General features: G+C 64.7%; 14 protein-coding genes and 1 pseudogene. 11 read left to right on the forward strand and 4 right to left on the reverse strand.

Annotated elements, in window-relative coordinates; genetic code table 11:
- The 7 genes and pseudogenes from ACESNG_RS05615 to ACESNG_RS05645 form a co-directional block, all read left to right on the forward strand.
- Positions 1-289, forward strand: a pseudogene (locus tag ACESNG_RS05615) (HAD family hydrolase); the annotation flags it as partial.
- A gap of 24 nt (positions 290-313) precedes the next feature.
- Positions 314-919: an RNA polymerase sigma factor gene (locus ACESNG_RS05620; RefSeq protein WP_373062854.1), complete on the forward strand. Its 606-nt coding sequence runs from the start codon at positions 314-316 to the stop codon at positions 917-919.
- Complete coding sequence (locus tag ACESNG_RS05625; RefSeq protein WP_373062852.1) at positions 916-1353, forward strand: hypothetical protein; 438 nt, start codon at positions 916-918, stop codon at positions 1351-1353. Before ACESNG_RS05620 ends, ACESNG_RS05625 begins: the two co-directional genes overlap by 4 nt.
- A 13-nt stretch (positions 1354-1366) precedes the next feature.
- Positions 1367-1759, forward strand: a complete 393-nt coding sequence (locus tag ACESNG_RS05630) for a hypothetical protein (protein ID WP_373062850.1) — start codon at positions 1367-1369, stop codon at positions 1757-1759.
- Entirely contained in the window at positions 1756-3114 is a 1359-nt protein-coding gene (locus tag ACESNG_RS05635; protein ID WP_373062848.1) for a TolC family protein, read from the forward strand. The genes ACESNG_RS05630 and ACESNG_RS05635 overlap by 4 nt, the downstream gene beginning before the upstream one ends.
- Positions 3115-3473: 359 nt before the next feature.
- Positions 3474-5405, forward strand: coding sequence for a potassium transporter Kup (locus ACESNG_RS05640; RefSeq protein ID WP_373062856.1), 1932 nt, complete (start codon positions 3474-3476; stop codon positions 5403-5405).
- A gap of 268 nt (positions 5406-5673) precedes the next feature.
- Positions 5674-7977: a PAS domain-containing protein gene (locus ACESNG_RS05645; RefSeq protein ID WP_373068133.1), complete on the forward strand. Its 2304-nt coding sequence runs from the start codon at positions 5674-5676 to the stop codon at positions 7975-7977.
- Between the two features lie 39 nt (positions 7978-8016).
- Here the strand turns inward: ACESNG_RS05645 and ACESNG_RS05650 are convergent, their stop codons facing one another.
- Entirely contained in the window at positions 8017-11145 is a 3129-nt protein-coding gene (locus ACESNG_RS05650) for an efflux RND transporter permease subunit (protein ID WP_373068135.1), read from the reverse strand.
- The gene (locus ACESNG_RS05655; protein WP_373068137.1) at positions 11142-12356 is read right to left on the reverse strand and encodes an efflux RND transporter periplasmic adaptor subunit; all 1215 of its coding nucleotides are present in this window, start codon (positions 12354-12356) and stop codon (positions 11142-11144) included. The genes ACESNG_RS05650 and ACESNG_RS05655 overlap by 4 nt, the downstream gene beginning before the upstream one ends.
- 256 nt (positions 12357-12612) lie before the next feature.
- Between ACESNG_RS05655 and ACESNG_RS05660 the strand changes: the two genes are divergently transcribed.
- Positions 12613-13254: a GxxExxY protein gene (locus ACESNG_RS05660; protein ID WP_373062840.1), complete on the forward strand. Its 642-nt coding sequence runs from the start codon at positions 12613-12615 to the stop codon at positions 13252-13254.
- On the opposite strand, the gene leuS is transcribed toward ACESNG_RS05660, so the two are convergent.
- Both leuS and ACESNG_RS05670 read right to left on the reverse strand, forming a co-directional pair.
- Positions 13238-15667, reverse strand: coding sequence for a leucine--tRNA ligase (leuS, locus tag ACESNG_RS05665; protein ID WP_373068139.1), 2430 nt, complete (start codon positions 15665-15667; stop codon positions 13238-13240). The two genes, ACESNG_RS05660 and leuS, sit on opposite strands and share 17 nt — an antisense overlap.
- A 187-nt stretch (positions 15668-15854) precedes the next feature.
- Entirely contained in the window at positions 15855-16913 is a 1059-nt protein-coding gene (locus ACESNG_RS05670; protein WP_373068141.1) for a N(4)-(beta-N-acetylglucosaminyl)-L-asparaginase, read from the reverse strand.
- Positions 16914-17063: 150 nt separating this feature from the next.
- On the opposite strand from ACESNG_RS05670, the gene ACESNG_RS05675 reads away from it, so the two are divergent.
- From ACESNG_RS05675 to ACESNG_RS05685, 3 genes are all read left to right on the forward strand, one after another.
- Positions 17064-18968, forward strand: coding sequence for an aspartate ammonia-lyase (locus tag ACESNG_RS05675; protein ID WP_373062834.1), 1905 nt, complete (start codon positions 17064-17066; stop codon positions 18966-18968).
- A 74-nt stretch (positions 18969-19042) separates the two neighbouring features.
- The gene (locus ACESNG_RS05680) at positions 19043-21994 is read left to right on the forward strand and encodes a beta strand repeat-containing protein (protein WP_373062832.1); all 2952 of its coding nucleotides are present in this window, start codon (positions 19043-19045) and stop codon (positions 21992-21994) included.
- A 415-nt stretch (positions 21995-22409) separates the two neighbouring features.
- Positions 22410-26309 (forward strand): beta strand repeat-containing protein, encoded by a 3900-nt coding sequence (locus tag ACESNG_RS05685; RefSeq protein ID WP_373065317.1) that lies wholly within the window; start codon positions 22410-22412, stop codon positions 26307-26309.
- The last annotated feature ends 44 nt before the right edge of the window (positions 26310-26353 follow it).

The following is a 26353-nucleotide window of genomic DNA, read 5'->3' on the forward strand; positions in this document are numbered from 1 at the left end:
CTTGTTTGCCGTCGACGAGCTCACGGGATTGATTACCGCGAGCGCGCTGGTAAAGCCATCGCGAGCCGTAACCGAGGTGGACGTGGCCGGGGTACGAAAGAAGATGAAAGACAAAGCGTTTGCCCGCGGGGTGAACCGGGATGACATCATTCAAGGGGCGGTATCCCTCGATGTACCGCTGGACGAACATATCGGCATTGTGCTGCAGGCCATGCAGGCGGATGCGGAGCGTCTCGGGCTTGCGGGATCGGGGCCCCTGCCCTCAACGCCCCCCGCCGGCGATGCGTAAGTCGAATGACCCCTAACATTATCCATGACTTCCGTCGCCCTGTCTTTTCCAGCTGCCCTCCCCGTCATGGGGACTGACCGACCAGCGTCGGCCGAGGCGCTTGAGGAGCGGGAGTTTGTGCTCTCGGCACAGGCGGGAGATCACGCGGCATTTGCCGGTCTGGTGCATCGCCACCAGCGGCGCGCCTATGCGGTGGCGCGCTCCATCGTGCTGTCGCACGATGATGCCGAGGATGCGGTGCAGGAGGGATTTCTGCATGCGTTTCGCGCTCTCGAGCGCTTTCGTCCGGAGCAGGCGTTTGGCGCGTGGCTGCATCGCATCGTGGCCAATGCGGCGTTGGACATCGCCCGTCGGCGCAAAGTACGCGACGCGGACGAGCTACCGGAGACGTTGTCGTCTCCACATCGGGATCCGGCAGAAGCGGGTGAGTTACGTGCGCGCCTGGCGCGCGCACTGAATACGCTTGGCGAACGGCAGCGCGCAGTCATCGTGTTGCACGACGTCGAAGGATATAAGCATGCGGAGATCGGCTCCATCCTCGGAATTCCCGAAGGAACGGCGCGATCGGACTTGCACCACGCTCGGGCGCACCTGCGTCGACAGCTGAGCAATCTTCGGAGTGAGAAATGAACGTCACGCGGAACGACAACGGGCATGGCCCGGATGCGGACCCTCGAGTGACCGCCCTGCTGCGCAATCACTACGCTGCGCCACAGGACGAGACGTACTGGAACGGACTGGAGGAGCGCGTTATGCTCAGCGTTACGCGCGGCATCGTGCGCATCAACGAGTTGCGGCCGGCGTGGTGGAGCGGCTTCGGTGAATTCCGGACGGCGGACATCCGCAACGCGGGGCTGATCGCAGCGACTATCGGATTGCTCATAACGGGCGCCACGTACGTGCGCAAAGCCGAACTCGATGCCTCCGCGCGCGAGATGGCGCAGCGGGCGGCGGTGGAATCGGCGTTGCCGCTTCCGCTGGAGGATGCCACGATGACGTCACGAGCGCGGTTGCGTTTGCCGGAGGATGCTCCGGAACGGTATCTGCATCCTCTCGACTACTAGTTTCGAGCGATTCGTGTCCACTTCCCGCCCCAAATCGCTCGCCATGCTGTTTATCCTCGGTGCTTTTCTCACCGGAGGGGTGGTCGGATTTGTCACCGATCGCGTGTTGTCACCGCCACGTCCGAACGTGTTCAGCGACCGGGTAATGGTCGATGAACTCGCCCGCGAGCTCAAGTTGTCGCCGGACCAGCGCATCGTCATCGACTCCGTGTGGGATTGGCGTCGCGAGCAGTCGCGTGAAATCATGAAGTTGGTGCGGCCTACTCTTGATGCCGTGCGGGACAGTACGCGCGTGCTGATGATGAATCCGCTCGACGATGCACAGAAGACGGCTTTCCGCGCACTGCTCGAGCGCAACCAGCGAACGGCTGACAGCGCGGCGCGTGCGCGAGGTGAGACCAGGTGAATTGCTGGAACCGGACGGGACAGACCGTCGTCGGTGCAGTGATCTTCGGGGCGGTCATGATGGCCGCCCCGCTTGGCGCTCAGGCTCCGGGAAGTGAAGACGGAGCCCGCCCTGTCAGCCTGCGCGAAGCGATCGAACTCGCCGGGAAGAACTCGCCGGCTGCGGTATCCGCTCGCGGTCTCGACCGCAACGCCGCTGCCGCGCGCCGGCAGGCGATCGGGTCGTACGTGCCCAATGTGAACCTCTCGGCGGGCAGCGGACGCACGCAGGGTACTACGATCAACAACTTCAACGGTCAGCTCACATCGTTGTCGGGCAATCCGTGGAGCTACAACAACGGCCTCGCGCTCAACGTCGAAGTGTTCGACGGCGGACGCCGGTTCTCGGAAATCAAACGAATCCGCGCGACGGCCGATGTGGCCGACCTGTCGGCGGTGTCGGCGCGTTTCGATGCGTCGCTGCAGGTGAAGCAGCAGTTCTACGCGGCACTCGCCGCCCGGGAATCGTCGGCCGCCGCGAAAGCGCAGCTCGAGCAGGCCGAACAGCAGCTCAAGGCATCCGGCGCGCGACTGGCCGCTGGTGTGGCCACCAAGTCCGACTCGCTACGGTCGGCGATTCTCGTCGGCAATGCGCGCCTCGCGGTGCTGACGGCCGCGAACGATCTGCGCGTCGCCAATGCCTCGCTCACGCGTATCGCCGGTTCTGCGGCGCTGATCACCGCGTCGCCCGAGGACACGCTCGATACGCCACTTACGCTGCCCACCGAAGACGAGCTGGCGGTGCTGGCGACTGACGGTCCGGCGGTGCGATTGGCCACGTCGAACGTGGCGGTGGCCCGCGCGGCGAGGCGTTCACAGCGGTCGACGTATCTGCCGACGCTCACGATGGCGTACAACTACGCGTTCAGTCAGAACAGCGGCGGGTTCGTGGGCCGCAATCTGCTGCTGGTCGGTGGCGACAACGCGAGCCGTCAGACGTTCAACTTCAACATCGCCTATCAGCTATACAACGGCTTCTCGCGCGAATCGCAAACCGTGCAGGCCGATGTCGCGCTCACGAATGCCGAGGCACAGCTACGCGACGCGCAGCTGGCGGCCCGTGAGAATCTCACATTTTTCGTGCGCTCGCTGGAGAACGCCCAGGCGCGCGTGCAGGTGCAGCTGCAGGCGATCGCGGCGTCGGAAGAAGACCTGCGTGTGCAGCAGCAGCGCTACGCGCTGGGCGCATCCACGCTGCTCGATCTGCTCACCTCGCAGACTCAGCTCAATCAGGCGCGTCAGGCATTGATCCAGGCCCGTCTGGACGGTCGCATCGCCCGCGCGCAACTCTCAGCGCTCGTGGGGCGTGAACTCTGAGGCGTGCTCTCGAGCAATCCAGCGCCATCCTTCCCGAATGGTGGAACACGGCGTTGCCGGACAACGCCCCGGACACACGACGCACCCGACGACGGGGGGCATTCTGGACTCCCATCGTCTGTTTCTGCGTGGCACCGTGGTACATTTAGGATTCGTTCAGAACCATGCCAAACGACCAAACTCCCCAGGCCTTGGTGAACACTACCGGGGCCGACTCCGATAGCAGCGTGGCCGGCAGCGGCGGCCAGCCTTCCTCATCAGATGCTTTGCGGCATCCGACGGGTGCGTCCGTCACCCCGTCGGCGGCGAACGATGCCGCCAATGCACCGCACGGCGCCGAGATCCGCTCGAGTACCGGCATGTTCCCCGTGCAGTCGCCGCTGCGGAAGGACGGGCATCATGAGAACCCCACCGGCAAGCGACTCGCGATACTGACCCTTACCGCGCTTGGCGTGGTGTACGGGGACATCGGGACCAGCCCCCTTTACTCCATCAAGGAGTGTTTCAGTCCGCTGTACGGGCTACAGCCGACCCGGGAGAATGTGTTCGGCATCCTCTCGCTGATCGTGTGGGCGCTGACGCTCGTGATCACGGTGAAGTACGTGAGCTTCGTGCTGCGGGCAGACAATCGCGGTGAAGGCGGCCAGTTCGCGATGCTCGCGTTGATTTTTCCACGAGGCACACCGGCGGGCTTCAAGCGCGGTGGCATCTTCGTGGCGCTCGCGCTGTTCGGTACCGCACTGTTGTACGGCGACGGTATCATCACGCCGGCCATGAGCGTGCTGGGTGCGATGGAAGGCCTCGAGATCGCCATTCCCAGCGTGGCGCAGTACATCGTGCCGATCACCTTGGTGATTCTCTCCTCGCTGTTTGCCGTGCAGCGTTTCGGCACCGACCTGATGGGCAAAGCCTTCGGTCCGATCATGCTGCTGTGGTTCATCACGATCGCCACCCTCGGTGTTCGTGAGCTGATTCAGTCGCCGTGGATTCTCGGTGCCGTGAACCCGATGTATGCGGTGCATTTCGTGCAGCTGCACGGATCGCTGGCCTTCTTCGTGCTTGGCTCCGTGGTCCTCGTGATTACCGGCGGTGAAGCGTTGTATGCCGACATGGGGCACTTCGGTATCCGGCCCATTCGCGTGGCGTGGCTGCTGCTGGTCTTCCCCGCCCTGCTGCTCAATTATTTCGGTCAGGGGGCGCTTCTGGTGCGCAATCCGGCCGCAGTGGAGAATCCGTTCTTCCTGCTCGCGCCGAAGGCCTTGCTTCTGCCGCTGATCGTGTTGGCCACGATGGCCGCGGTCGTCGCCTCGCAGGCCATGATCTCCGGCGCGTACTCGGTGACCCGTCAGGGTATCGCGCTCGGCTTCATTCCGCGCCTCGAGATCCGGCACACGTCAACGGTGGAGGAGGGTCAGATTTACATCCCCGAGGTGAATTACTTCATCGCGGTCGGCTGTCTGATCGTGGTCGTGCTGTTCAAGAACACGTCGGCGTTGGGCGCGGCGTACGGCATCGCGGTGACCGGCACCATGCTCATCACCAGCGTGCTGTTCTACATCGTGGCCCGTATCCGCTTCCGCTGGAAGTGGTGGCAGGCCGCAGCACTGTCGTCGGTGTTCCTGCTGGTGGACCTCGCCTTCTTCAGTGCGAACGTGGTGAAGCTCATGAACGGTGGATGGGTGCCGATGGCCTTGGGCGTCGTGCTCTTCCTGTTGATGCTGACCTGGAAGCGTGGACGCGCGTTGCTGACGGCGCGCCTTGCCGATGGTGCGATGCCGCTCGGACTTTTCCTCGACAGCGTTGAGAGGTCGAGTGTGCACCGCGTGCCCGGAACGGCCGTGTTCATGACCGGCAGCGACGACGGAGTGCCGCCCGTGCTGCTGCATCACTTGAAGCACAACAAGGTGCTGCACGAGCGCGTCCTGCTGGTCTCGGTGAAGACCGCCGACGTGCCGGAGACCAGCGCGGCCGAGCGCGTGCGCGTGATGCCTCTCGGCCAAGGGTTCTGGCGCGTCGTTGCGTCGTACGGCTTCATGCAGACGCCGAACGTTCCGAACGTGCTCGAAGTGGTCGACCAGATGGGCATCCGCTGCAAGCCGATGGAGACGAGCTACTTTCTCGGTCGTGAGCGGCTGATTCCCGTAGCGGGGCGGCCGGGCGATACGGTGACGCTGTCACGGTGGCGAAAGATCATCTTCGCCATCATGGCACGGAACGCACGCTCGGCCACCGAGTTCTTCTGCATTCCGCCGAATCGCGTAGTGGAACTGGGCACGCAGATCGAGTTCTGAGCGGTGGCGATCGTGCGGTTCCTGAGGTGCAGCCACATTGCTGCACTCATTGTCATTTGGGGCGGTGACTATCGGAGATTTCTGGTGTCCACTATCAGTTAAGCATGAGTAGAGTTGCCGACGTCGGTAACTGAACGACAATGATCGTCCTCCGCGGCACGTGTGGTGATTCGCGGAGCGCACCGCATGGAGCCGGATGTACGAGCCATCAGACGCTATATCGACGGACTTGCCGAAGGACTCGTCGGACTTGCCGCCTCGCCCCTTCGTGCCTCTCGCGCCGGAGCAGGTCGCGCTGCTGGAATGGAGTCCAAATTCCATACTCGTGCTCGATCGTGAATTCCGCGTGCGTTATGTGAATCACGCAGCGCTCGCATACGGTCAGGTCGAGCGGGACGCGCTCATCGGTCGCAATGTGTGGGAGTGCTATCCGACGCTGAGGGGCTCGATCTTTCATCGGGCCTATGAGAACGTCCTCGAGACCGGTACCACCTCGCGCTTCGAGCGCTACGACGGCGAGTATGACCATTGGCAGTCGGTGTATGCGTTTCCGGCAGATGATGGCGTAGTCGCCGTGCTGGAGGATATTTCCGAGCGTCGGCGCGCCGAGCGAGCGTTGCGGGAAAGCGAAGCGGCGCTGGCACGAGCTCAGGAAGTCGCCGGTATCGGCAGTTTCAGTGTCGCGCGACCCAGCGAGATCCAACTGAGCGCGCAAGCATATCGCCTGCTGGGTCTCGATCCGACGGTTGATACCGTCGACATTCAGAGCGTTCGCGCCATGGTGACGTCGACCGACTCCGAACGCTGGGGCGCGCTGTCGGAACGTACTCCTGTCGGCGAAGACATTGCGATGGATTTCACAGTAACGCGGCGTGATGGCACGACGGTCATTCTGCATGTGCTCGCCCGCATCCTGAACCAGATTGCGGGCGGGCCGGTGAAGCTTTTCGGCACCGCGCAGGATGTCACCGAACAGCGTCACACCATGGAGAAACTGCGCCGCAGCGAAGAAACATTGCGGCTGGCGCAGGAAGCCGCGAACATCGGGAGTTTCGATTTCGACCTCCGCACGGAGGTCATGACCCGTTCGGACCAGCTGCTGCGCCTGATCGGCATCGAGCCCACCGCTGAGGGACGCGCGTTGGTCGGTGCACCGCTGCGTTTCGACTTTGTACACCCCGATGATCGGGCGGCGGCTCAGGCTGCGTGGAACACGATGCTCAGCACCGGCGAACGGCAGACGATCCGACTGCGGGCACTTCGCGTGGATGGCACCGAGCGGAACATGATCTGGAGCGCCGTTCTCGTGCACGACCAACACGGCACGCCCGCGCGAATCGTCGGCACGCAAGTGGATATCACGGACCAGGTGCGCAGCGACGAAGAGCGCGCGCGCGTCGAGTCGCAGCTCCAGCAGGCGCAGAAGCTCGAGTCACTCGGCGTGTTGGCAGGCGGCATTGCGCACGACTTCAACAATCTGCTCGTCGGCATCCTGGGGAACGCGTCGCTCGCATTGCTGGATCTCGAGCCGGGCGCCGAGGCGCGCCAGAGTATTGCGGAGATCGAGCAGGCGGCGCAGCGTGCGGCGGAACTCACACGTCAACTGTTGGCCTACGCGGGCAAGGGGCGCTACGTCGTTGAAACGGCCGATGCCTCCGCGGTGATTGCCGAGATGACATCGCTCATGCGCACCGCCATTTCCCGTAATGCGTCGCTACAGATGGATCTGGCCACGTCGCTGGCGAGCATCGATGTAGACGTGAATCAGTTCCGGCAGGTCGTGATGAACCTCGTCACGAATGCGTCGGACGCACTCGTGACGAAGCCGGGGCTCATCAGCATCCGCACCGGCCGTCAAGAGGTCACGCGCGAGTATCTCACCGCCTGCGCCCCCGGCAGCAGCGCGCAGCCGGGCACATTCACGTACGTCGAAGTGCACGACAACGGCACCGGCATGGATGAGGCCACCCGCCACCGCATTTTCGAGCCGTTCTTCTCCACCAAGTTCACAGGGCGCGGACTCGGCCTGGCGGCCACGATCGGGATTATGCGGAGCCACCACGGCGCGATCCGCGTGTACAGCGAAGTCGGCTCGGGGACCTCGATCAAACTGCTGTTCCCGTCGTCGACGCAGAGTGGCAGCGCGGGGCCGAACAGCGGAGCGAGCGGCGAGGAATGGCGAAGCGGCGGACAGATTCTCGTGGTTGATGACGAGGACAGTGTGCGCGCGGTCGCCTCGGCGTTGCTACGCCGTCGTGGCTTCCGCACACAGGAAGCATCCGATGGCGTGAAGGCGCTGGACATTTTTCGGCTGCAGCCCAACGCATTCGATCTCGTGCTGCTCGATCTCACGATGCCGAATATGAATGGCGAAGAGACGCTGCGCGCACTGCGCGAGGTGAATCCGTCGGTGAACGTGTTGCTGATGAGCGGGTACAACGAGCAGGATGTGACGCGCCTGTTCGCGGGACGCAATCTGTCGGGTTTTCTGCAGAAGCCGTTCCGCGCCGAGGAGCTGTATGCGAGTGTCGCACGCAGCATGGGCGAAAACACGACCGGCCGCCAGCGATAGCCAGCGGCCGTTCGCGGTCGTGTTTCGACGGCGACGGGATCAGGCGCCGGCCACGGGTACCGGCTCCATGCCACCGCTGCCGCTGGTGCGCACCGGCACCGATTTCGCTACGCGACGGCGCGATTGGAACTGATCGAGCAGCGTATACACGACCGGCGTGACGTAGAGCGTGATCAGCTGCGAGAACGCGAGGCCACCCACGACGGCGAGCCCCAGCGGCTGACGCGACTCGGCGCCCGCGCCGAAGCCGATGGCGATCGGCAGTGTGCCCATGAGTGCGGCGAGCGTGGTCATCGTGATCGGACGGAAGCGCACACGCGCCGCCTCCACGATCGCGTCACGCGCCGATATCCCGAGGTCACGCTCAGCCTCGATCGCGAAGTCGATCATCATGATCGCGTTCTTCTTCACGAGACCGATCAGCATGATGATGCCGACGTACGAGTACACACCGAGGTCCTTGCCGAAGACCAGGAGCGTGAGCAAGGCACCGAGCGCCGCGAATGGAAGGCCCGACAGAATCGTGAGCGGATGAATGAAGCTTTCGTACAGAATGCCGAGCACGACGTAGATCACGAAGATCGCGACGAACAGCAGGGCGAGCAATCCACTCTGTGCCTGCGCGAAGGCTTGCGTGTCACCCGACAGTACCGACGTCACGTCGGGCGGCAGGACGGCGCGCGCCTCGCGCTGCACGGCGTCGACGGCGGTACCGAGCGCCACGTTGGGCCGCGTGGCAAAGCTGATGGACACGGCCGGCAGCTGGCCATTGTGCTGAATGCTCTGCGGACCGACGCCCTTCGTGAACGTGGCCACCGAGCCCAGTTGCACGAGGTTACCGGTGTTCGAGCGCACGTACAGCTGGCTCAGGGAGGCCGGATCTTTCTGGAACGCTTCCTCGAGCTCCAGAATGACCTGATACTGGTTGGTCTGCGTGTAGATCGTGGAGACCTGACGCGAGCCGTACGCGTTGTAGAGCGCGTTCTCGATCTGCGACGCGCTCAATCCGAGCGCCGACGCGCGTTCGCGGTCGATCTGGATGCCTACCTGCGGATTTCCGACCTGCAGATCGCTCGAGATGTTCTCGAGCTCCGGCAGATCCCGCATACGCGCTTCGAGGGCTCGGGCCGACGTGTACAACTCGGCGATATCCGGCCCTTGCAGCGACACCTGATACGCGCTGTTCCCGCGACGGCCACCGATGTTGATCGGCGGCGGATTGCGGAAGAACACCTGCACGCCCGGCACCTTCGACGTGGCGCGCGTGAGTTCGCGCATGATCTGATCGACGTGCGGACGGTCGGGATCTTCGCTGAGCGTGAGTTGCAACCGACCGCTGTTCGAACCACCGCCGCCCGGGCCGCCACCGATGGACGCCAGCGTGTACTTCACGTTCGGGCTCTTCTCGATGATGGCGGCGACTTCACGAATCTTCACCGACAGCGCTTCGAAGCCGATCCCTTCGCGCGCTTCGATCGAACCCGACAAGCGTCCGGTGTCTTCGGAGGGCAAGAAGCCTTTCGGGATGTACATGAACAGCCCGACGGTCGCGACCAGCGTGAAGGCGCTGAAGATCATCGTGAGCCCGCGACGATTCATGACCCAGGCCAGCGAGCGCAGATAGGCGTTCTCGGTCGCCTGGTAGAGTCGCTCGACCGAGCGCCACTTGCCGTCACTCGGCGCGTGTCCTTCTCCTTGGCGCAGGAAGCGCGCGGCCAGCATCGGCGTGAGCGTGAGCGACACGAAGCCGGACACGAGAATCGCCACACCGATCGTGACGGCGAACTCACGGAACAGCCGACCCACGAGTCCCGGCATGAACAGCAGCGGGATGAACACGGCTACGAGCGACAGCGTCATCGAAAGAATCGTGAAGCTGATTTCTTTCGAGCCATCGAGCGCCGCCTGCATGGGCGTCTTTCCCATCTCCAGGTGTCGCACGATGTTCTCGAGCATCACGATCGCGTCGTCCACGACGAAACCGACCGCGAGCGTGAGGGCCATCAGCGACAGGTTGTCGAGGCTGTATCCCAGCATCCACATGACCGTGCAGGTACCGATCAGCGAGAAGGGCAGTGCCAGCGACGGGATGATCGTCGCGCGAATGTTGCGGAGGAAGAGGAAGATCACCATCACGACCAGACCGATCGTGAGCACGAGCGTGAACTTCACGTCGTCGACGCTGTGTTCGATGGCGATCGAGCGGTCGAAGATCGGCACGATGCTGACGCTGGGCGGCAGCTGCGGCTCGAGCTGCTTCAGTACCGCGTTGACCCCCTTGGCGACATCGACGGTGTTCACGCCAGGCTGACGGATAATCGCCAGCGCCGTGTTGGCCCGTCCGTTGATCTCACTCATGCCACGCATGTTCTGCAGGCCGTCGATCACGTTGCCCAGTTCACCGAGACGAATCGGCGCCCCGTTGCGCATCGCGACTACGAGATTGCGGAACTCCGCGGCGTTGCGAAGCTGACCGGATGCCTGCAGCGTGAACGACTGATTCGCCCCCATCAGCACGCCGGCCGGGGAATTCGAATTGCCCTGGTTGATGGCCGCCTGCACTTCGTCGATACCGATGCCGCGCGCCGCCATAGCGCCCGGATTGAGCTGCACGCGTACGGCGTACTTGGACGACCCGTACACTTGCACCTGCGCCACACCGGTCACGGTAGAGATCCGCTGGGCGAGGAACGTTTCCGCGTACTCGCTCAACTCCTGGCGACTGAGGACGTCGGAGTTGACCGAGAACATCATGATCGGGGCGTCGGCCGCATTCGCCTTGTTGTACGACGGCGGATTGATGCCCTGCGGCAGCTGGCGGAGTGTCTTGGAGATCGCCGACTGCACGTCGCCCGCCGCCTTGTCGATATCGCGATCGAGCGCGAACAGCAGCGTCACGTTGGCGCTGCCCTGCGAACTGGACGACGTGATGCTCTCGATGCCCGACACCGTGGAAAACGCCTGTTCGAGCGGCGTCGCCACCGACGTCGCCATCACCTCGGGGCTCGCACCGGGCAGGCCGGCCGAGACGGTGATCGTGGGATAGTCGATAGTGGGCAGGTCGCTCACCGGCAACGCACGGTAGGCCACCACGCCGAACGTCAGAATAGCCACCATGACCAGGGTGGTCATGACGGGCCGCTTGATCCAGATCGCGCTCAGATTCACTTGGAGGCTCCTCGCTTCTTCAACGCGTCTTTTGCGCCGCCACTCGTGCCGCTGGGGCGGGCCGTCGAGAGCGCACTGCGCAGCTCGACCTTGGCGCCGTCCTGCAAACGATTCTGTCCTTCGATGATGATCTGCTCGCCGCCGACCAATCCGCTGTCGAGCTTCACGAGCGTGCCCGCCGGACGGCCAACCTTGACCGCCACGCGCTTGGCCTTGCCGTTTTCCACCAGGTACACGAACGCGCCGTTGCTGGTCGTCACGACGGCCTCCGACGGCACTGTGATGGCATCCTGATCGACGGTGAGTTCGAGGCCCACCGAAACGAACTGTCCGGGCCACAGCGCGCGGTCGGCGTTCGGCACCCGGGCCTTGAGCAGCACGGTGCCGGTGGCGCGATCCACGGCGTTGTCGATAAAGGTCAGCGTTCCCGTGATCTTCCTGGCAGAGTCGCCCACGTTAGGGACAATGTCGACCGACAGCGCCTTGTCGAGGCCGGACCGGCGGCGCATTTCCTCGAACGCCTGCTCCGGCACGGTGAAGCGCACGAGCACGGGCTGGAGTTCGTTGATCGTGAGCAACGGCGGATCGGCTTGCGCCCGCACGAGACTGCCCACACGGAGCGTGATCTGACCGGTACGCCCGGAAATGGGGGCCTTGATCGTGGTGTTCTCCAGATCGAGGCGCGCGCGTTCCAGGGAGGCCTGTCCGGCGGCCACGGTGGCGGCGAGGGCTGAAGCTTCGGCGAAGGTCTGATCGAGCTGCTGACGGGTCACGTAGCCGTCCTTGGCCAGCTCGGCGAAGCGCACCGAGTCGCCGCGGGCACGGACCAATGTGACCTGATCGCGCGCCAGGGTACTCTTCAACCGGTCGAGCTCGGCGCGGAAAGGCCGAGGATCGATCTGAAAGAGCACTTGTCCCTGGCCGACTTCATCGCCTTCGGCGATCGCCACCCGGGTGAGCATCCCGGACACGAGTGACTGGACGGCGACGGTCCGATTGGGCTCGATTTCCCCATTGGCGTTCACGACGAACGGCAGCGGTCCCTTGCTGACCGTCATCGTGGACACGACGGGCGCAGGGCGCGGAGGACGCTGCTGCTCTTTGCAGGCGGCGAGTCCGAGAAGGGCGACCGACGAGACGGCGAACAGTCGGCGCGCGGGATTTAAAGCGAACCGGGGCGCGTCGCGCGGCGGCGTCACATTCTCTGGCATTCGCAGGGGCGAACAGCGGGTCGGGTACGACGCTCGACATACGACTTGAAAGCCGGCAAACGTCACGGGGTCTATCCTCCAGAATAACGCCATCCGGGGGCCATTCGTTGCGGCGGTGTGAGGGGTCGAGCTTGCATCCGCATTGGCTCATCTGGTTTCCTGTTAATGGAATACCCCAAACAGTCCCCAAACGGGTCCCTCGCTGCCTTAAGCGAACTCATCAGTGAGTTCCCAGGGGACCGTTCGCAATCGTTGGATGACAGCCGGTGGCGTACGTGCGGATAGCTTCGGGCACCGTAATGGTGCAAAAGCTCAACGCGGAGGGCGCGAAGAACAGCAACGGCATTTTTCTTTTGCTTTTCTTCGCGTGACTTCGCGTCCTTCGCGGTCTTCGCGTCAACCAGCGAGCCCAGCCCCATGCACTTCATCGTCCGAAGCGGACATTTCAATGGACATTCATCCTGACGACCTGACAGGAGCCTGCATCAATGCGGCCCTGCGAATTCACATGAAGTTCCGTTCGGGGATGCTCGAGGCAATGTACGAAACCGTACTGGAGCGCACTCTCATACGCGATGGTTTTTCGGTAGAGCGTCAGAAAGCGATCTCCTTCGAGTTCGAGGGAGATCACTACGAGAACGCGTTTCGAACCGATCTGATCGTGAACGGCCGCCTGATCATCGAAGTGAAGGCACGCGAAACCAACTCTCCAATCTACGCCACTCAACTGCTGACCTATTTGCGACTGGCGAGACTTCCGCTGGGACTCGTGCTCAACTTCGGAATGCCGCGTCTGATGGACGGAATCAAGCGCGTGGTGAACGACCTGCCGCCGGAGCAGTCGCCTCAGCTGCGCGTGAACCGACTGCCACCGGTGGGACCTACACCACGATGTTGAGTAGACGCTTGGGGACGAAGATCACCTTCTTGATCTCACCGACCACAAACCGCGCCACGCCGGCATCGGCCATCGCGGCGGCCATCGCGGCATCCTGCGAGACATCCACGGCTACGCGCAACTTGCCGCGCACTTTGCCGTTCACCTGCACCACCAATTCCACTTCGTCGTCGACCAGCATGGCCGGGTCGAACGTGGGCCAGCCCGCATCGAATACACTGCCGTCGTGGCCGAGCAGCTCCCAGCACTCCTCGGCGAAATGCGGTGCGTACGCCGCCACCAGCTGCACCAGCGGTAGCACTTCGTCGCGGTGTACGGCACGGTCGCCCGAGCGCACGTGATTCAGGCACTCCATCATCGCCGCGATCGCCGTGTTGTAACTCAGCGACGCGGTATCTTCGCCCACTTTCTTGATCGTACGGTGCAGCTGACGCGAGACGTTGGCCTCAGTCGCGACATCCGTGCGCGCATCACGCACCGACGCCCACAACCGGTCGAGGAAACGCCGCACGCCGCTGATGCCCTGATCGCGGAAGTCGCCGCCCTCTTCGTACGGCCCGAGGAACATGAGATACATGCGGAACGCATCGGCGCCCCACTCTTCCATGTAGATATCGGGATTGATCACGTTGCCCTTCGATTTCGACATCTTCGCGCCTTCGCGGATGATCATGCCGTGCGCGCGGAAGCGCGTGAACGGCTCTTCGAAATCGATGTGTCCCGCGTCCTTCATGACCATGGTCACGAAGCGGGAGTACAGCAGGTGCAGCACCGCGTGCTCGTTGCCGCCGATGTACGAATCGACCGGCAACCAACGCTTCGTGCCGTCGGCGTCGAACGCCACATCGCTGCGCGTCGCGCTCGGATAACGCAGGAAGTACCACGCACTGTCCAGGAACGTATCCGACACGTCGGTTTCCCGACGCGCCGACGCGCCGCACATGGGGCAGGGCACACGATACCACTCCTCGTGGCGCGCGAGCGGCGAGATGCCGGAGTCATCGGGCTTGAAGTCGGGGATGAACGGCAATTCCACCGGCAGCTGCGATTCGGGCACCGGCACGGTACCACACGCGTCGCAGTAGATGATCGGAATCGGCGGTCCCCAATAGCGCTGACGCGAAATGCACCAGTCGTGCAACCGGAAGTTGACCACCTTCGACCCATGTCCGCCGGCCGCGAGCCAGTCGGTCACGGTGAGCTTCGCGTCCGCTACGGGCTGTCCATCGAAGGCGCCCGAATTCACGAGGCGGCCCTGCGCGTCGTCGGTGTAGGCGGCGGCGAGCGGCGTGTCGGCGGTCTCGTCGGGATCGGCCACAACGCGCACGATCGGCAGGTTGAATACCCGCGCGAACTCGAAATCGCGCTCGTCATGTCCGGGCACGGCCATGATCGCCCCGGTGCCATACTGCATGAGCACGTAATCCGCGATCCAGATCGGAATGTTCGCGCCGGTGGCCGGATTCACCGCGTACGCGCCGGTGAACACCCCGGTCTTGTCCTTGCTGCTCTTCCGCGCGATCAGGTCCTGCTTCTTGGTCGCGTTCTGATAGCCCTGCACGGCGTCGCGCTGCGCGCTGGTCGTGAGCGTGGCCACCAACGGATGTTCCGGCGCGAGCACGAGATAGGTAGCACCGAAAATCGTATCGGGACGCGTCGTGAACACCTTCACCGGGTCGTCGTGACCATCCACGCGGAACGACAGTTCGGCGCCTTCCGAGCGGCCGATCCAGTTCTTCTGCGCCGACTTCGTGATCGGCGACCAATCCAGCCACTCGAGGTTGTTCAGCAGCCGCTCGGCGTACGCGGAGATGCGGAAGAACCACTGCTCCAGAAAGCGCTGTTCGACAGCCGTGCCGCAGCGCTCACAGAGTCCACCCTCGACCTGCTCGTTGGCCAGCACCGTCATGTCGGTGGGGCACCAATTCACGGCCGCCGCTTTCTTGTACGCGAGGCCCTGCTTGTACAGCTGCAGGAAGACCCACTGGGTCCATTTGTAGTAGTCCGGCCGCGACGTGTCGACCTTCTGACGCCAATCGACCATCAACCCCGCGCGCTCGAGCTGCCGCTGGAAGTTGGCGACGTTCCTGGGCGTGAGCTCCATCGGGTGGGCGCCGATCTTGAGCGCGTAGTTCTCCGAGTGGATGCCGAACGCGTCGTAGCCGAGCGGCTGGAACACATCATGTCCCAGAAGCCGGTGATAGCGGGCCGAAATGTCGCTACCGGTGAACGCGAAGAGATTCCCCACGTGCAGCCCTTCGGCCGACGGATAGGGGAACATCATGAGCGCGTAGAACGGGCGCTCCGCCGTTTCGAGGGCGGCGTGGTTCGTGCCACGTTCAGCCCAGCGGGCGCGCCACTTGGGCTCGACGGACGCGGGCGTGTAGGGAGTCGGGATGGTGGGATCGGACATACTGGAAGTTATCACGGGGAACGGCTTACTCCCTACTGCTTACTCCCTACTGCTTACTCCTTAGGGAGCAGGAGGGAGGGTATCAGGGGGCAGGAGGCAGCAACAGCGAAGTCGCCCTGCTCCCTGCTTCCTGAAACCCTCCCTCCTGCTTCCTGGGGTGTTGTCCCTATCGAACGTCAGCACCCACCTATCCCCGCTTATACAAGTACGCCGCCTCCACCAGCCTCGCCCCCTGCTCGTCACACACCGCGTACTTCCCACCCGAGTACAGCGTAGCGCCGGCGTAGCGCCCATCCTTGGTGAGCGCGTAAAACTCCAGATCGAACTTCGGGCGGCCATTGGGACCCAGCAGACGCGCTTCCGTCATGGCCACAACCCGCTCGAGGGTCTTGATCAGCGCCGCCTCCGGGGTGAGCCCTTGGCGCATGAACTCGACGATCAGGAACGAGGCGCACGTCTTGATGTTGGCCTCGCCGCGCCCGGTGCTGCCGGCGGCGCCGACCAGATTGTCGCAATACTGCCCGGCGCCGATCACCGGCGAGTCGCCGATGCGGCCGGGCACCTTCCAGGCCATGCCGCTGGTCGTCGTGACCGAGCCGATGTCCCCCGACGCGTTCACGGCGTTCATGTTAATCGTGCCCGTCGTGAACTTGATCTTGAGATTCTCGTCGTGATCGAGCCACGCATCGTTGGCGTTCAGGCGCGATTTCCAGCGCATCCAGTCCTGGCGCGACTGCTCGGTAAGAAGGTTCTGCTCCTTGAAACCCATCGCCTTGGCGAATTTGGTAGCGCCGGCGCCGACCAGCATCACGTGGTCGGTGTAGTCCATCACCGCCTTGGCCACCAGCGACGGCGTGGCGATCCCTTCGATGGCGGCCACCGAGCCCGCCCGGCGGGTCGGGCCGTGCATGCACGAGGCATCGAGCTGCACGACACCCTCCTCGTTCGGCAGGCCGCCCAGCCCGACTGACTGATCGCTCGGGTCGAGCTCCACCAGATTCACGCCGGCAATGACGGCATCGAGCGGGTCCTCGCCCGTAAGCATCTTGTCGTAGGCCACCTTCACCCCCTTGAGACCGTTCGACGACGACACCACCAGCGGACGCCCGCGGAACCCGGGCATCGGGACCGCGGGAGTAGCCATGTGGCCCAATTCATGCCCGAAGTCGTCCGGCAGACGAGGAACGAAGCCGGCGGCGGTCAGCGCAGCGGCACGCTCGAGGAAGTCGCGACGGGACAAGGACATGTGAGGCTCCGGAACAGGGTCGGGTGACGACGTGGTACCACAAATGACTTTTGCTGACTCAACCGACGATATCGCGGCAAGCGACTGGTGGCGAGAGGCAGGTTCGTCGCGCAGCTTCCGTGTACCACTTTCCCACCTTTGCTCCCCCCTATGACCACTCCGGCCGAAATCGCCGATGCCCTGCGCGCGACCTCGTTTCTCGAGGGCTTTACCGACGCGCACCTCTGGAAGCTTGCGCGGCACGTCACGCCGCTGTCCCTCGTCCCTGACGACACTATTTTCAACGAAGGAGAAGCGCGTGAGCGCTTCGTCATCCTGATCAGCGGCGCGGTCGCCATCGAAAAGTCAGGAGATGGCCGTACGACGCGGCTCGTGACGCTCGGCGCCGGCGAGGCGGTGGGCGAAGGGCTGCTGCTCGACGATTCCGCCCACGGCACCACCGCCCGCGTCATCATGCCCGGCACCGCGATGGTCCTGATCCGTGCCCAGCTCGACGACATCACCCGCGAAGCGCCGCAGCTCTACGCCGCCCTCGTGGCCCGCGCCGCCCGCGCGATCTCCATGCGCTTGCGTCGCGCCGATGCCACGCTCGTGGGTCGCGGGCGCACCCTCGGCTTCGGTGGTCATCGCACGCGGAAGGAGCACGACCTGCTCGGTGAGCGCGATGTGCCGTACGAAGCGTTGTACGGCGTGCAGACGCTGCGCGCGCTCGAGAATTTTCCGATCACGGGCATCCCCTTGCGCGAGTTTCCGGTGTTGATCGAGTCGATGGCGGCCGTGAAGGAGGCGGCGGCGCAAACCAACTTCGAACTCGGTTTGCTGCAGCAGGAGCATGCCGATGTCATTATCCGCGCCGCCAGAGAAATTCGCGCGGGACGTCATCACGAACACTTTCTGGTGGACATGATTCAGGGAGGCGCCGGCACCTCCACCAACATGAACGCCAACGAAGTGATCGCGAACCGCGCGCTCGAGCTCAGCAACGAGCAACGTGGCGCGTATGACGTGATCTCACCCAACGATCACGTCAATCTCAGCCAGTCCACCAACGATGTGTATCCCACCGCGGTGCGCATCGCGCTGCACAAAAGCCTGTCGGGCTTCCGCGTGGAGCTCGCGCGTCTGGCCGACGCGTTCGGCGCCAAGGGCGTGGAGTTCGCGCCGCTGATCAAGATGGGTCGTACGCAGATGCAGGACGCGGTGCCGATGACGCTGGGTCAGGAGTTCATGGCCTTCTGCAACACGTTGCGCGAAGACGTGGACCGCCTGGCCGAAGCGCAGTCACTGATTCGTGAGATCAATCTCGGGGCCACGGCGATCGGCACTGGCATCAATGCACCGCCCGGGTACGCGGAACTGGCGTGCAAGCATCTCGCGACGATCGCGGAAGTACCCGTGATCACGGCCTTCGATCTGGTCGAAGCGACCAGTGACACCGGCGCCTTCGTGCAGCTGTCGGGCGTCATGAAGCGAACCGCCACCAAGTTGTCGAAGATCTGCAACGATCTCCGACTGCTGTCGTCGGGGCCGCGGGCCGGATTCGGCGAGATCAACCTGCCGGCGATGCAGCCCGGCTCGTCGATCATGCCGGGCAAGGTGAACCCGGTCATCCCGGAAGTGATGAACCAGGTGTGCTTCGAAGTGATCGGCGGTGACGTGACCGTGACGATGGCGGCGGAAGCCGGCCAACTGCAGCTCAATGCGTTCGAACCGGTGATCGCGTATCGTTTGCTGCGTGGTATCGACATGCTCCGCAACGCGTGCATCGTGCTGCGCGAGCGCTGTGTAACGGGCATCACCGCCAACGCCGACCGCATGCGCTACTTCGTAGAGCATTCGATCGGCATCGTGACGGCGCTCGTACCGGTTCTCGGTTACGAAGTCGCGACGGACATCGCGAAAACGGCACTCGCCAGTGGACGCGGAGTCTTCGACCTTGTCCTCGAGCGCAAGTTGCTCACCCGTGAGCAACTCGACGAGATTCTCAATCCGGCGATGATGACCGCGCCGCGCGACACGCAGGAATTCAGCACCGTCACCATTCCGTCGGCGTAGGTTGCGGTGGGTACTCCGGTTTTCGGAGTACCCACCGCTGTCCGGGTCGGCTCGCCTGTCACTTTCGCTACGCCATGCATCCAGCCCTCTTATCACCCTGGACGCGTTTCGCGTCTCCCCTGCGTCGCTTCCGGATCGCCGCGCTCGGGGCGCTGGCCGCCTGCAGCGGTGGGGGCGATCCATCAGGCCCTCCGGTGGTCGTGAATCCCCCCACGGTGCGCGGCGTGGCCGTCACTCCAGCGGCGGCCACGATCCGCGTGAACGAAACGCAGTCGCTCAGCGCAGTCGTCGACGCCATCAACGGCGCCGGTACGGGGGTTACCTGGAGCAGTGAATCGCCGACCGTGGCCACCGTAAGCAGCACGGGGCTCGTTACCGCGATCGCGATCGGCTCGGCCACCATCCGCGCCACGTCCGCCGCCGACACCCGCGTGAGCGCCACGGCCGCCGTCACGGTCCAGCCCACGCGCAGCATCACCGTGACCCCGACCACGGTGTCGCTGGGCACGGCGCAAACGCAGGCGCTCCAGGCAATTGTGCAGCTCGACGCCGGACTTCCAACCACCGTGACCTGGCGTACCAGCGCCGCCACGATCGCCAACGTGTCCGCGACCGGCGTGATCACGGGTGTGGCGCTGGGCACAAGTACGATTACTGCCGTCTCGGTCGGCGACACCACGCTGCGCGCCACCGCGAGCGTGAATGTGGTGCCGGTCGTGCGCGCCGTGGCCGTTTTGCCGACCACGACGTCGGTGTTCATCAACGTGACGCAGCAACTCACCGCTACCGTGACCGCCGACGTCGGTGTCGTGCAAACGGTGACGTGGCGTTCCAGTAATCCCGCAGCCGCCACGGTGAGCGCTACCGGCCTCGTCACCGCCGTGGCGCTGGGCAGCACCACCGTGACCGTGCTCTCCACCGCCGACACCACGCGCCGAGCCACGAGCACGATTACGGTGGCCACCCGCCCGGTCACGGTGAGCATGACGCAGCGCAATGTCGGCCTCAACCCCGGTACCAGCACGACCTTGGCGACGGTCATCAGCGCGGACCCCGGAGTGAACACCGCCGTCACGTGGAGCTCTGGGTCGCCCGGCGTGGCGTCGATCAACGCGCAGGGCGTGGTGACGGCCGTGAGCCTGGGCAGTACGCTCATCACGGCCACCTCCGTGGCCGACGGCACGAAGCGCGACACCGCCACGCTGAACGTCGTGCCCCGACTGGCCGCCTCGTGGCGTGCGACCCGACTGGGCGGCGTGTTGCGCGACGATCTGCTGTCGATCGCCGCCTTCAGCGCCACGAACGTATTCGCCATCGACATGCTCGGCGACATCTATCGTTGGAATGGCGCCAGCTGGACACTCTCGCTTTCAGCAAGTGCCGATTATCTGGCGCTGCATGGCTCGTCAGCGACGAACGTGATCGCCGTGGGCACCAATGGTGCCATCGCTCGCTGGAACGGCACGGCGTGGAGCACGATGACGTCGGGGACCACACAGACACTCAACGCGGTCCAGGTGGAGAGCCCCACCGTGGCGTGGGCGGCCGGCAACAACGGCACGGTGCTGCAGCTCGCCACCAACTCATGGAGAACGGAAACCACCAACTCCACCCAGACCCTGAACGGCGTATGGGGCGGCGGGAACGTGGTTTACGCGGTCGGCGCCAACGCCGAAGTGCTGCGTCGTGTGGGCAGCACGTGGTCACGCGTTACTGTGCCCAGCTCGGAACTGCTGTACGGCGTACACGGGAACAGTGCGACCGATGTGGTCATCGTCGGCACGAACGGTACCCTGCTCCGTTGGGACGGCACGTTGTGGTCGGTGCTCGGCGTGGGTGGATTGTCGGGTAACCTGTATCAGGTGAGCGGCTCGACGGTGAACGGCGGCCGACGCTATGTAGTTGGCGACGGTGGTGTCGCGCAGCTCGACGGTAGCACGTCCACGTTGGTGAGCACACCGTACGCGCCGCAGCTCTTCGCTGTGAGCGTCGATGCCGCGGGCATTGCGTGGGCGAGCGGGGAACGAGGTGCGGTGTTGCGCAGCGCCGATGCCGGCGGTGCGCCCTGGACGACGAACAACATCGCCCCCGACCTGCTCGACGTGTGGACCACGGCCTCTGACAATGCGCTGGCGGTGGGCGAATTCGGATTCGTGTATCGCTGGAATGGCAGCACCTGGACGAAGGTCACGGTGCCCACGCAGTCCACGCTGACCAGCGTGTGGGCCACGACCACCGGCGGCGGGTTTATCGGCGGCGAGGCGGGCACGATGCTGCGTCTGACCGGCAGCGCATGGGTACCCATGGCATTCCCCAGTGTGAGTACGGTGTCGGCGCTGTGGGGAACGAACGGCAGCAACGTGTACGCGACCACGATGGCCGGCGAGATCCTGCGCTTCAATGGCACCGTGTGGACGCTGCTCACGACGGCTGCCGCGCCACTGTGGGCGGTGTACGGCGTGTCGGCGGCCGATGTGTATGCCGCCGGGGAGAATGGCGCGGTGTGGCGACTTAACGGCGCCGTGTTCACGGCGCTTCCCGCTCCCGCGACGGCCACGCTGGCTGGCGTGTGGCTGACGGGTGCCACGAACGTGTTCACGTCGGGCGCGAATGCCGCTGGCAGCGCGGGCGTCGCCTATCGCTACAACGGGACGACGTGGTCTTCACTACAGCCGGGCGCAACGCCGGCGCTCACCGCGCTGTGGGGCTTGAGTGAATTCGACCTCTATGCGACAGGCGAGAACGGCACCGTGCTGCAATCCAACGGCAACACGTGGACATCGATGGCCACCGGCACGACCGATCTGTTGTGGAGCGTGTCGGGTGCGCCCAATGCCAGCGCTGGATTCGCCGTCGGTATCAACAGCACGATCGTCACCGCGAGCAGCTCCACCGCATTCCGCGCCGCCGCACGCACGGCCTTGGATGCGCATGCGCTGGGTTCACTCGAACCGTCGGTGTCCGCGCCTGTACGCCGCGGCCCACAACCGCATGGCGACGCGCGCAAACGCAAATCATCGCGATGACACAGCGCGTGTGAGACGCATCACGAGCGAGAACGGCGCAGTGACCTCAGTCACCGCGCCGTTCTCGCATCCGCTGCAGAATCTAATTGTGCACGGCATGTGAAATACTTGAGCGTTGCGGTACGAAACAGTGAGCCGTGTACCGCCGCTGTGACAACGGTGCCCGTGCCGTGATGCAGCTCACAAACGCCTCTGAGAAATGGTGCCGCGCGCCGGCATCGGTCGTCAAAAGCGAGAGTTGAATTATTTGGTGCGTTGCTGGCGTTGGTCGGGGATGTCCCCGTCACGTGAGAGCAGCGCGCTTCGACCTTCGCTGGTGCGTGCTGTGCTGATGCCTGTATTCCCGAACACATGCGGCTTGCGCTCGACGTTTCGTCGCGCAGCCCGTTGGATTTCGCCGACACTTCTCGGGTCGATGCTCGTCGTCGGCCTTCAGGCGTGCGACAAGCCGGTCGATGCCGTAACCGGAACCCCCAGTAGCGGCACCGTAGGCGCACCTACGCGCTTCGAGAGTTCGAGCGGCGCGGTGAATCTCGGTGCGATCGGCGCATCGCAGATCATCACGGTGACCGCGCGCGATCGGTCAGGAAATGCGGTTCCGGGTGTGTCGGTCACGTGGACCAGCTCCGACGAGACCGTGGCCGACGTGGCGGGAAGCGGCAACACGGCCGTCGTAACGGCGCGCGCGCCTGGCCGAGCGACGATTCGCGCCCGTAGCGGCGAGGTGCTGCTCGAGTTCGGTGTCGGCGTAGTGGCGGTTCGCACGATCACGATCGCACAGGCGGCCGTATCGGTGACCATCGGCGCACAACGGCCGCTGAATGCCACGGTCGATGCCGATCCGGGTGCGTTGCTCGATCTCCGGTGGTTGTCCGAGAACCCGTTGGTCGCATCAGTGAACTCGCAGGGCACCGTGACCGGCGTCACGCCGGGTACCACCACCATTCGCGTGAACGCCGTCGGTGACGTGCGCGTGACCACCACGGCACAGGTCACAGTAACGTCTGCCGGTACGATTGCGCTGACGCCGTCGACGCTCTCAATGGGCACCGGTGAGCAGCGCACGCTGGCCGCGGCGGTAAATCTCGAGCCTGGTCTCAGCACCGCGCTCACTTGGCGCAGTCAGAACAACACGATCGCCACGGTGTCCTCGACCGGTGTCGTGACGGGCGTGTCGGTGGGTAGCACGCTCATCACCGCCATCGCGGTGGTCGACAGCACGCGCCGCAGCACGGCGGCCGTGATCATCTTTCCCGTAGTACGCGACCTCGACATCACCCCGGCTGCGGCCACGCTCTTCAGGGGTGACACGCGTCAACTCGGCGTCAGCTTCGATGCCGATCCGGGTGTCTCGCAAGCGGTCGTCTGGCGCACCAGCGATGCCGCCGTCGCCGCCGTGTCGTCGGAAGGACTCGTCAGTGGTGTGTCGACTGGTACGGCGATCATCACGGCGATTTCGGCTGCGGATACGACGAAGCGTGCGACGTCGCTGTTCACGGTGCGAAGCTCCGTAACGGTGAATGTCTCGCCCACCGCCGCGACAGTCGACGTCGGTGCTACGCGCACGATCGTGGCAACCGTGACGTCGGAGAATGGATTGCCCACGGCCATCACCTGGCGTACGAGCAATGCCTCGGTGGCCTCGGTTTCGGCCGCGGGTGTGGTTACCGGAGTGACGGCTGGCACGGCAGATGTGATCGCCGTCTCGGTGGCGGATACGCTGCAGCGTGCGACGTCGACCATCACGGTGGCCGCCGTCGTGCGCTCGGTAAGTGTGACCCCCGGCTCGTCGTCACTGCAGGCCGGACAGACTGTCCAGCTGGCGCCGACGGTGGTGGCCGACGCGCCGCTGTCGACTGCCGTGCGCTATCGCAGTGCCAATAGCGCGGTAGCGAGTGTGAGTGCGTCCGGCCTGGTGACCGCCGTGGCCAACGGCAGCACAAGCATCGTAGTGCTGTCGGTCGCTGACTCGAGCAAGCGCGCGACTTCGCTGGTCACCGTGGGAAGCTCCGTGATGGTGAGTGTCTCGCCGTCCGCCGCCACGGTCGGTGTCGGTGCCACGCGCACCATCGTGGCGAGCGTGACGTCGCAGAATGGCTCGATCACCGCTGTCACGTGGCGCACGAGCAATGCCTCGGTGGTCACAGTATCGGCGGCCGGTATCGTGACCGGTGTGTCGGTCGGTACGGCGGATGTCATCGCCGTCTCGCTCGCCGATTCAACGCGACGCGCGACGGCGATCATCACCGTCGCCGCCGCTGTACGCTCGGTCAATGTCACCCCCGGCTCGTCGTCGCTGCTGCCCGGACAGTCGGTCCAGTTGGTGCCGAGTGTGGTGGCCGATGCGCCGCTGACGACGGCCGTGAGCTATCGCAGTAGCAACAGCGCGGTGGCGACGGTGAGTGCGGCGGGCCTCGTGACCGCCATGGCCACCGGGAACACGAGTATCGTGGTGCTGTCGGTCGCCGATACCACGGTGCGGGCGACGTCTCTCGTGTCGGTCTCGACCGGTCTCGCGTCGACCTGGGCTGCCACGCGGCTCGGCGGCGCGCTGTACGAAGATGTGGTTTCATTACGCAGCATCGACGCTAACAGCGCTTTCGCCGTGAACCTCGCGGGTGATGTGTTCCGCTGGAACGGCAGCACGTGGTCGGTAGCGGCGCGCGCGGCCGTGCATGGCACGCAATTCCTGGCCGTGCATGGCTCGTCGACGAGCAACGTCATGGCGGTCGGCACGAACGGCGTCACGCTCTACTTCGATGGCTCGACCTGGAGCATCAAAAGCTCGGGCACCGCGAACCGTCTCAACAGCGTGTTCATGGAGAGCGCGAGCAGTGGCTTCGCTGTCGGCGCGAACGGCACCGCACTGCGCTGGAACGGCACGGCGTGGAGCGTGAGCAGCACCGGATCGTCGCGGGCGCTGAACAGCGTCTGGGCCAGTGGCGGCATCGCCTTCGCGGTCGGTGCGACTGGCGAAGTGCTCCGCTTCAACGGCGGCTGGTCGCGTCAGACGGTGCCGACCACCGAGTCGCTCAGCGGCGTATCCGGTACCACGAGTTCGAACGTGGTGGTGGTCGGTACCCTCGGTACAGTGCTCTCGTTCAACGGCAGCGGGTGGACGTCGGTGAACAGCAACGGCATCGCGGGCGACCTTTACGCCGTCAGCGCTGTATCGCCGAACGACACACGTTTCTACATCGCCAGCGACGATGGCCTCCTGCTGCTCAACAACGGGTCACTCACCCGGGTGACCACGCCGTATACCCCACGTATGTTCGCGGTGTCGATCGACGCCGCCGGCAACGCGTGGGCGGGCGGCCAGCGTGGTAGCGTCCAGCGGCTCAGCGGCGGCAGCTGGGAGACGATCGGCCTCGCCCCTGACCTGATCGACGCCTGGACGACATCGGCCACCAACGCGTGGGCGGTGGGCGAGTTCGGCTTCATCTATCGCTGGAATGGCACGACGTGGGCGCGTCAGACCGCACCGACCACTGCCACCCTGAACGCGGTGTGGGGCGCCAGCGCAACCGAAGCGTTCGCAGCCGGCGACAACGGCACGATGCTGCGCTTCAATGGCACGTCGTGGACCGCGATGAGCTTTCCCTCCACGGCCAGTGTGTACGGACTGTGGGGCAGCAGCGCGTCCAACGTGTACGCTGTGACGGCAGCGGGCGAAGTCGTGCGCTTCAACGGCGCGTCGTGGGCGGTCGTGACGAGCACCGGCAATGCGCTCTGGGCTATCCATGGGACATCGCCATCGGACATCGTGGCCACGGGCGAGAACGGCGCAGCGCTCCGCTTCACGGGAAGCAGCTGGAGCCCGATCACGGTGAGCACCACGGGCACGCTGGCCGGCGTCTGGTCGAGCAGCGCGAGCGCCATCTCGGTGGGTGCCGCCGCTTCGGGCAGCAGCGGCGTGGCCTTCAGCTTCAACGGCACGTCATGGACGTCGTTCTCGACCGGCAGCAGCCGGGTCCTGACGTCGATCTGGGGGCCTAACGCGTCGGATCTTTACGCGACGGGCGAACAGGGCACGCTGCTGCGCTTCAACGGCTCCGCGTGGAGTGCGCAGACCACCGGCACGACCGACCTGCTCTGGAGCGTCACCGGCGCCCCCGGTGGCAGCAGCGGGGCCTTCGCCGTGGGATACAACAGCACGGTGGTCGCGGGCTCGAACGGATCCTCGTTCTCGAGTGCCATGGTGCGCGGCATGACCGTGGCGCGCGGCATCGACCTCGATCCGTCGGCCGGCGCCCGCAAGGTTCGGGGCCCCCTGCCCAGCGGCAAGGCCCGTAAGTCGCACCGTAATCGTTAGGGGCTCGACCGCGGTTCGACGCGAAGGGGATATTCTCATGACGC

This window comes from Gemmatimonas sp. (genome assembly GCF_041689975.1).
GTDB lineage: Bacteria > Gemmatimonadota > Gemmatimonadetes > Gemmatimonadales > Gemmatimonadaceae > Gemmatimonas.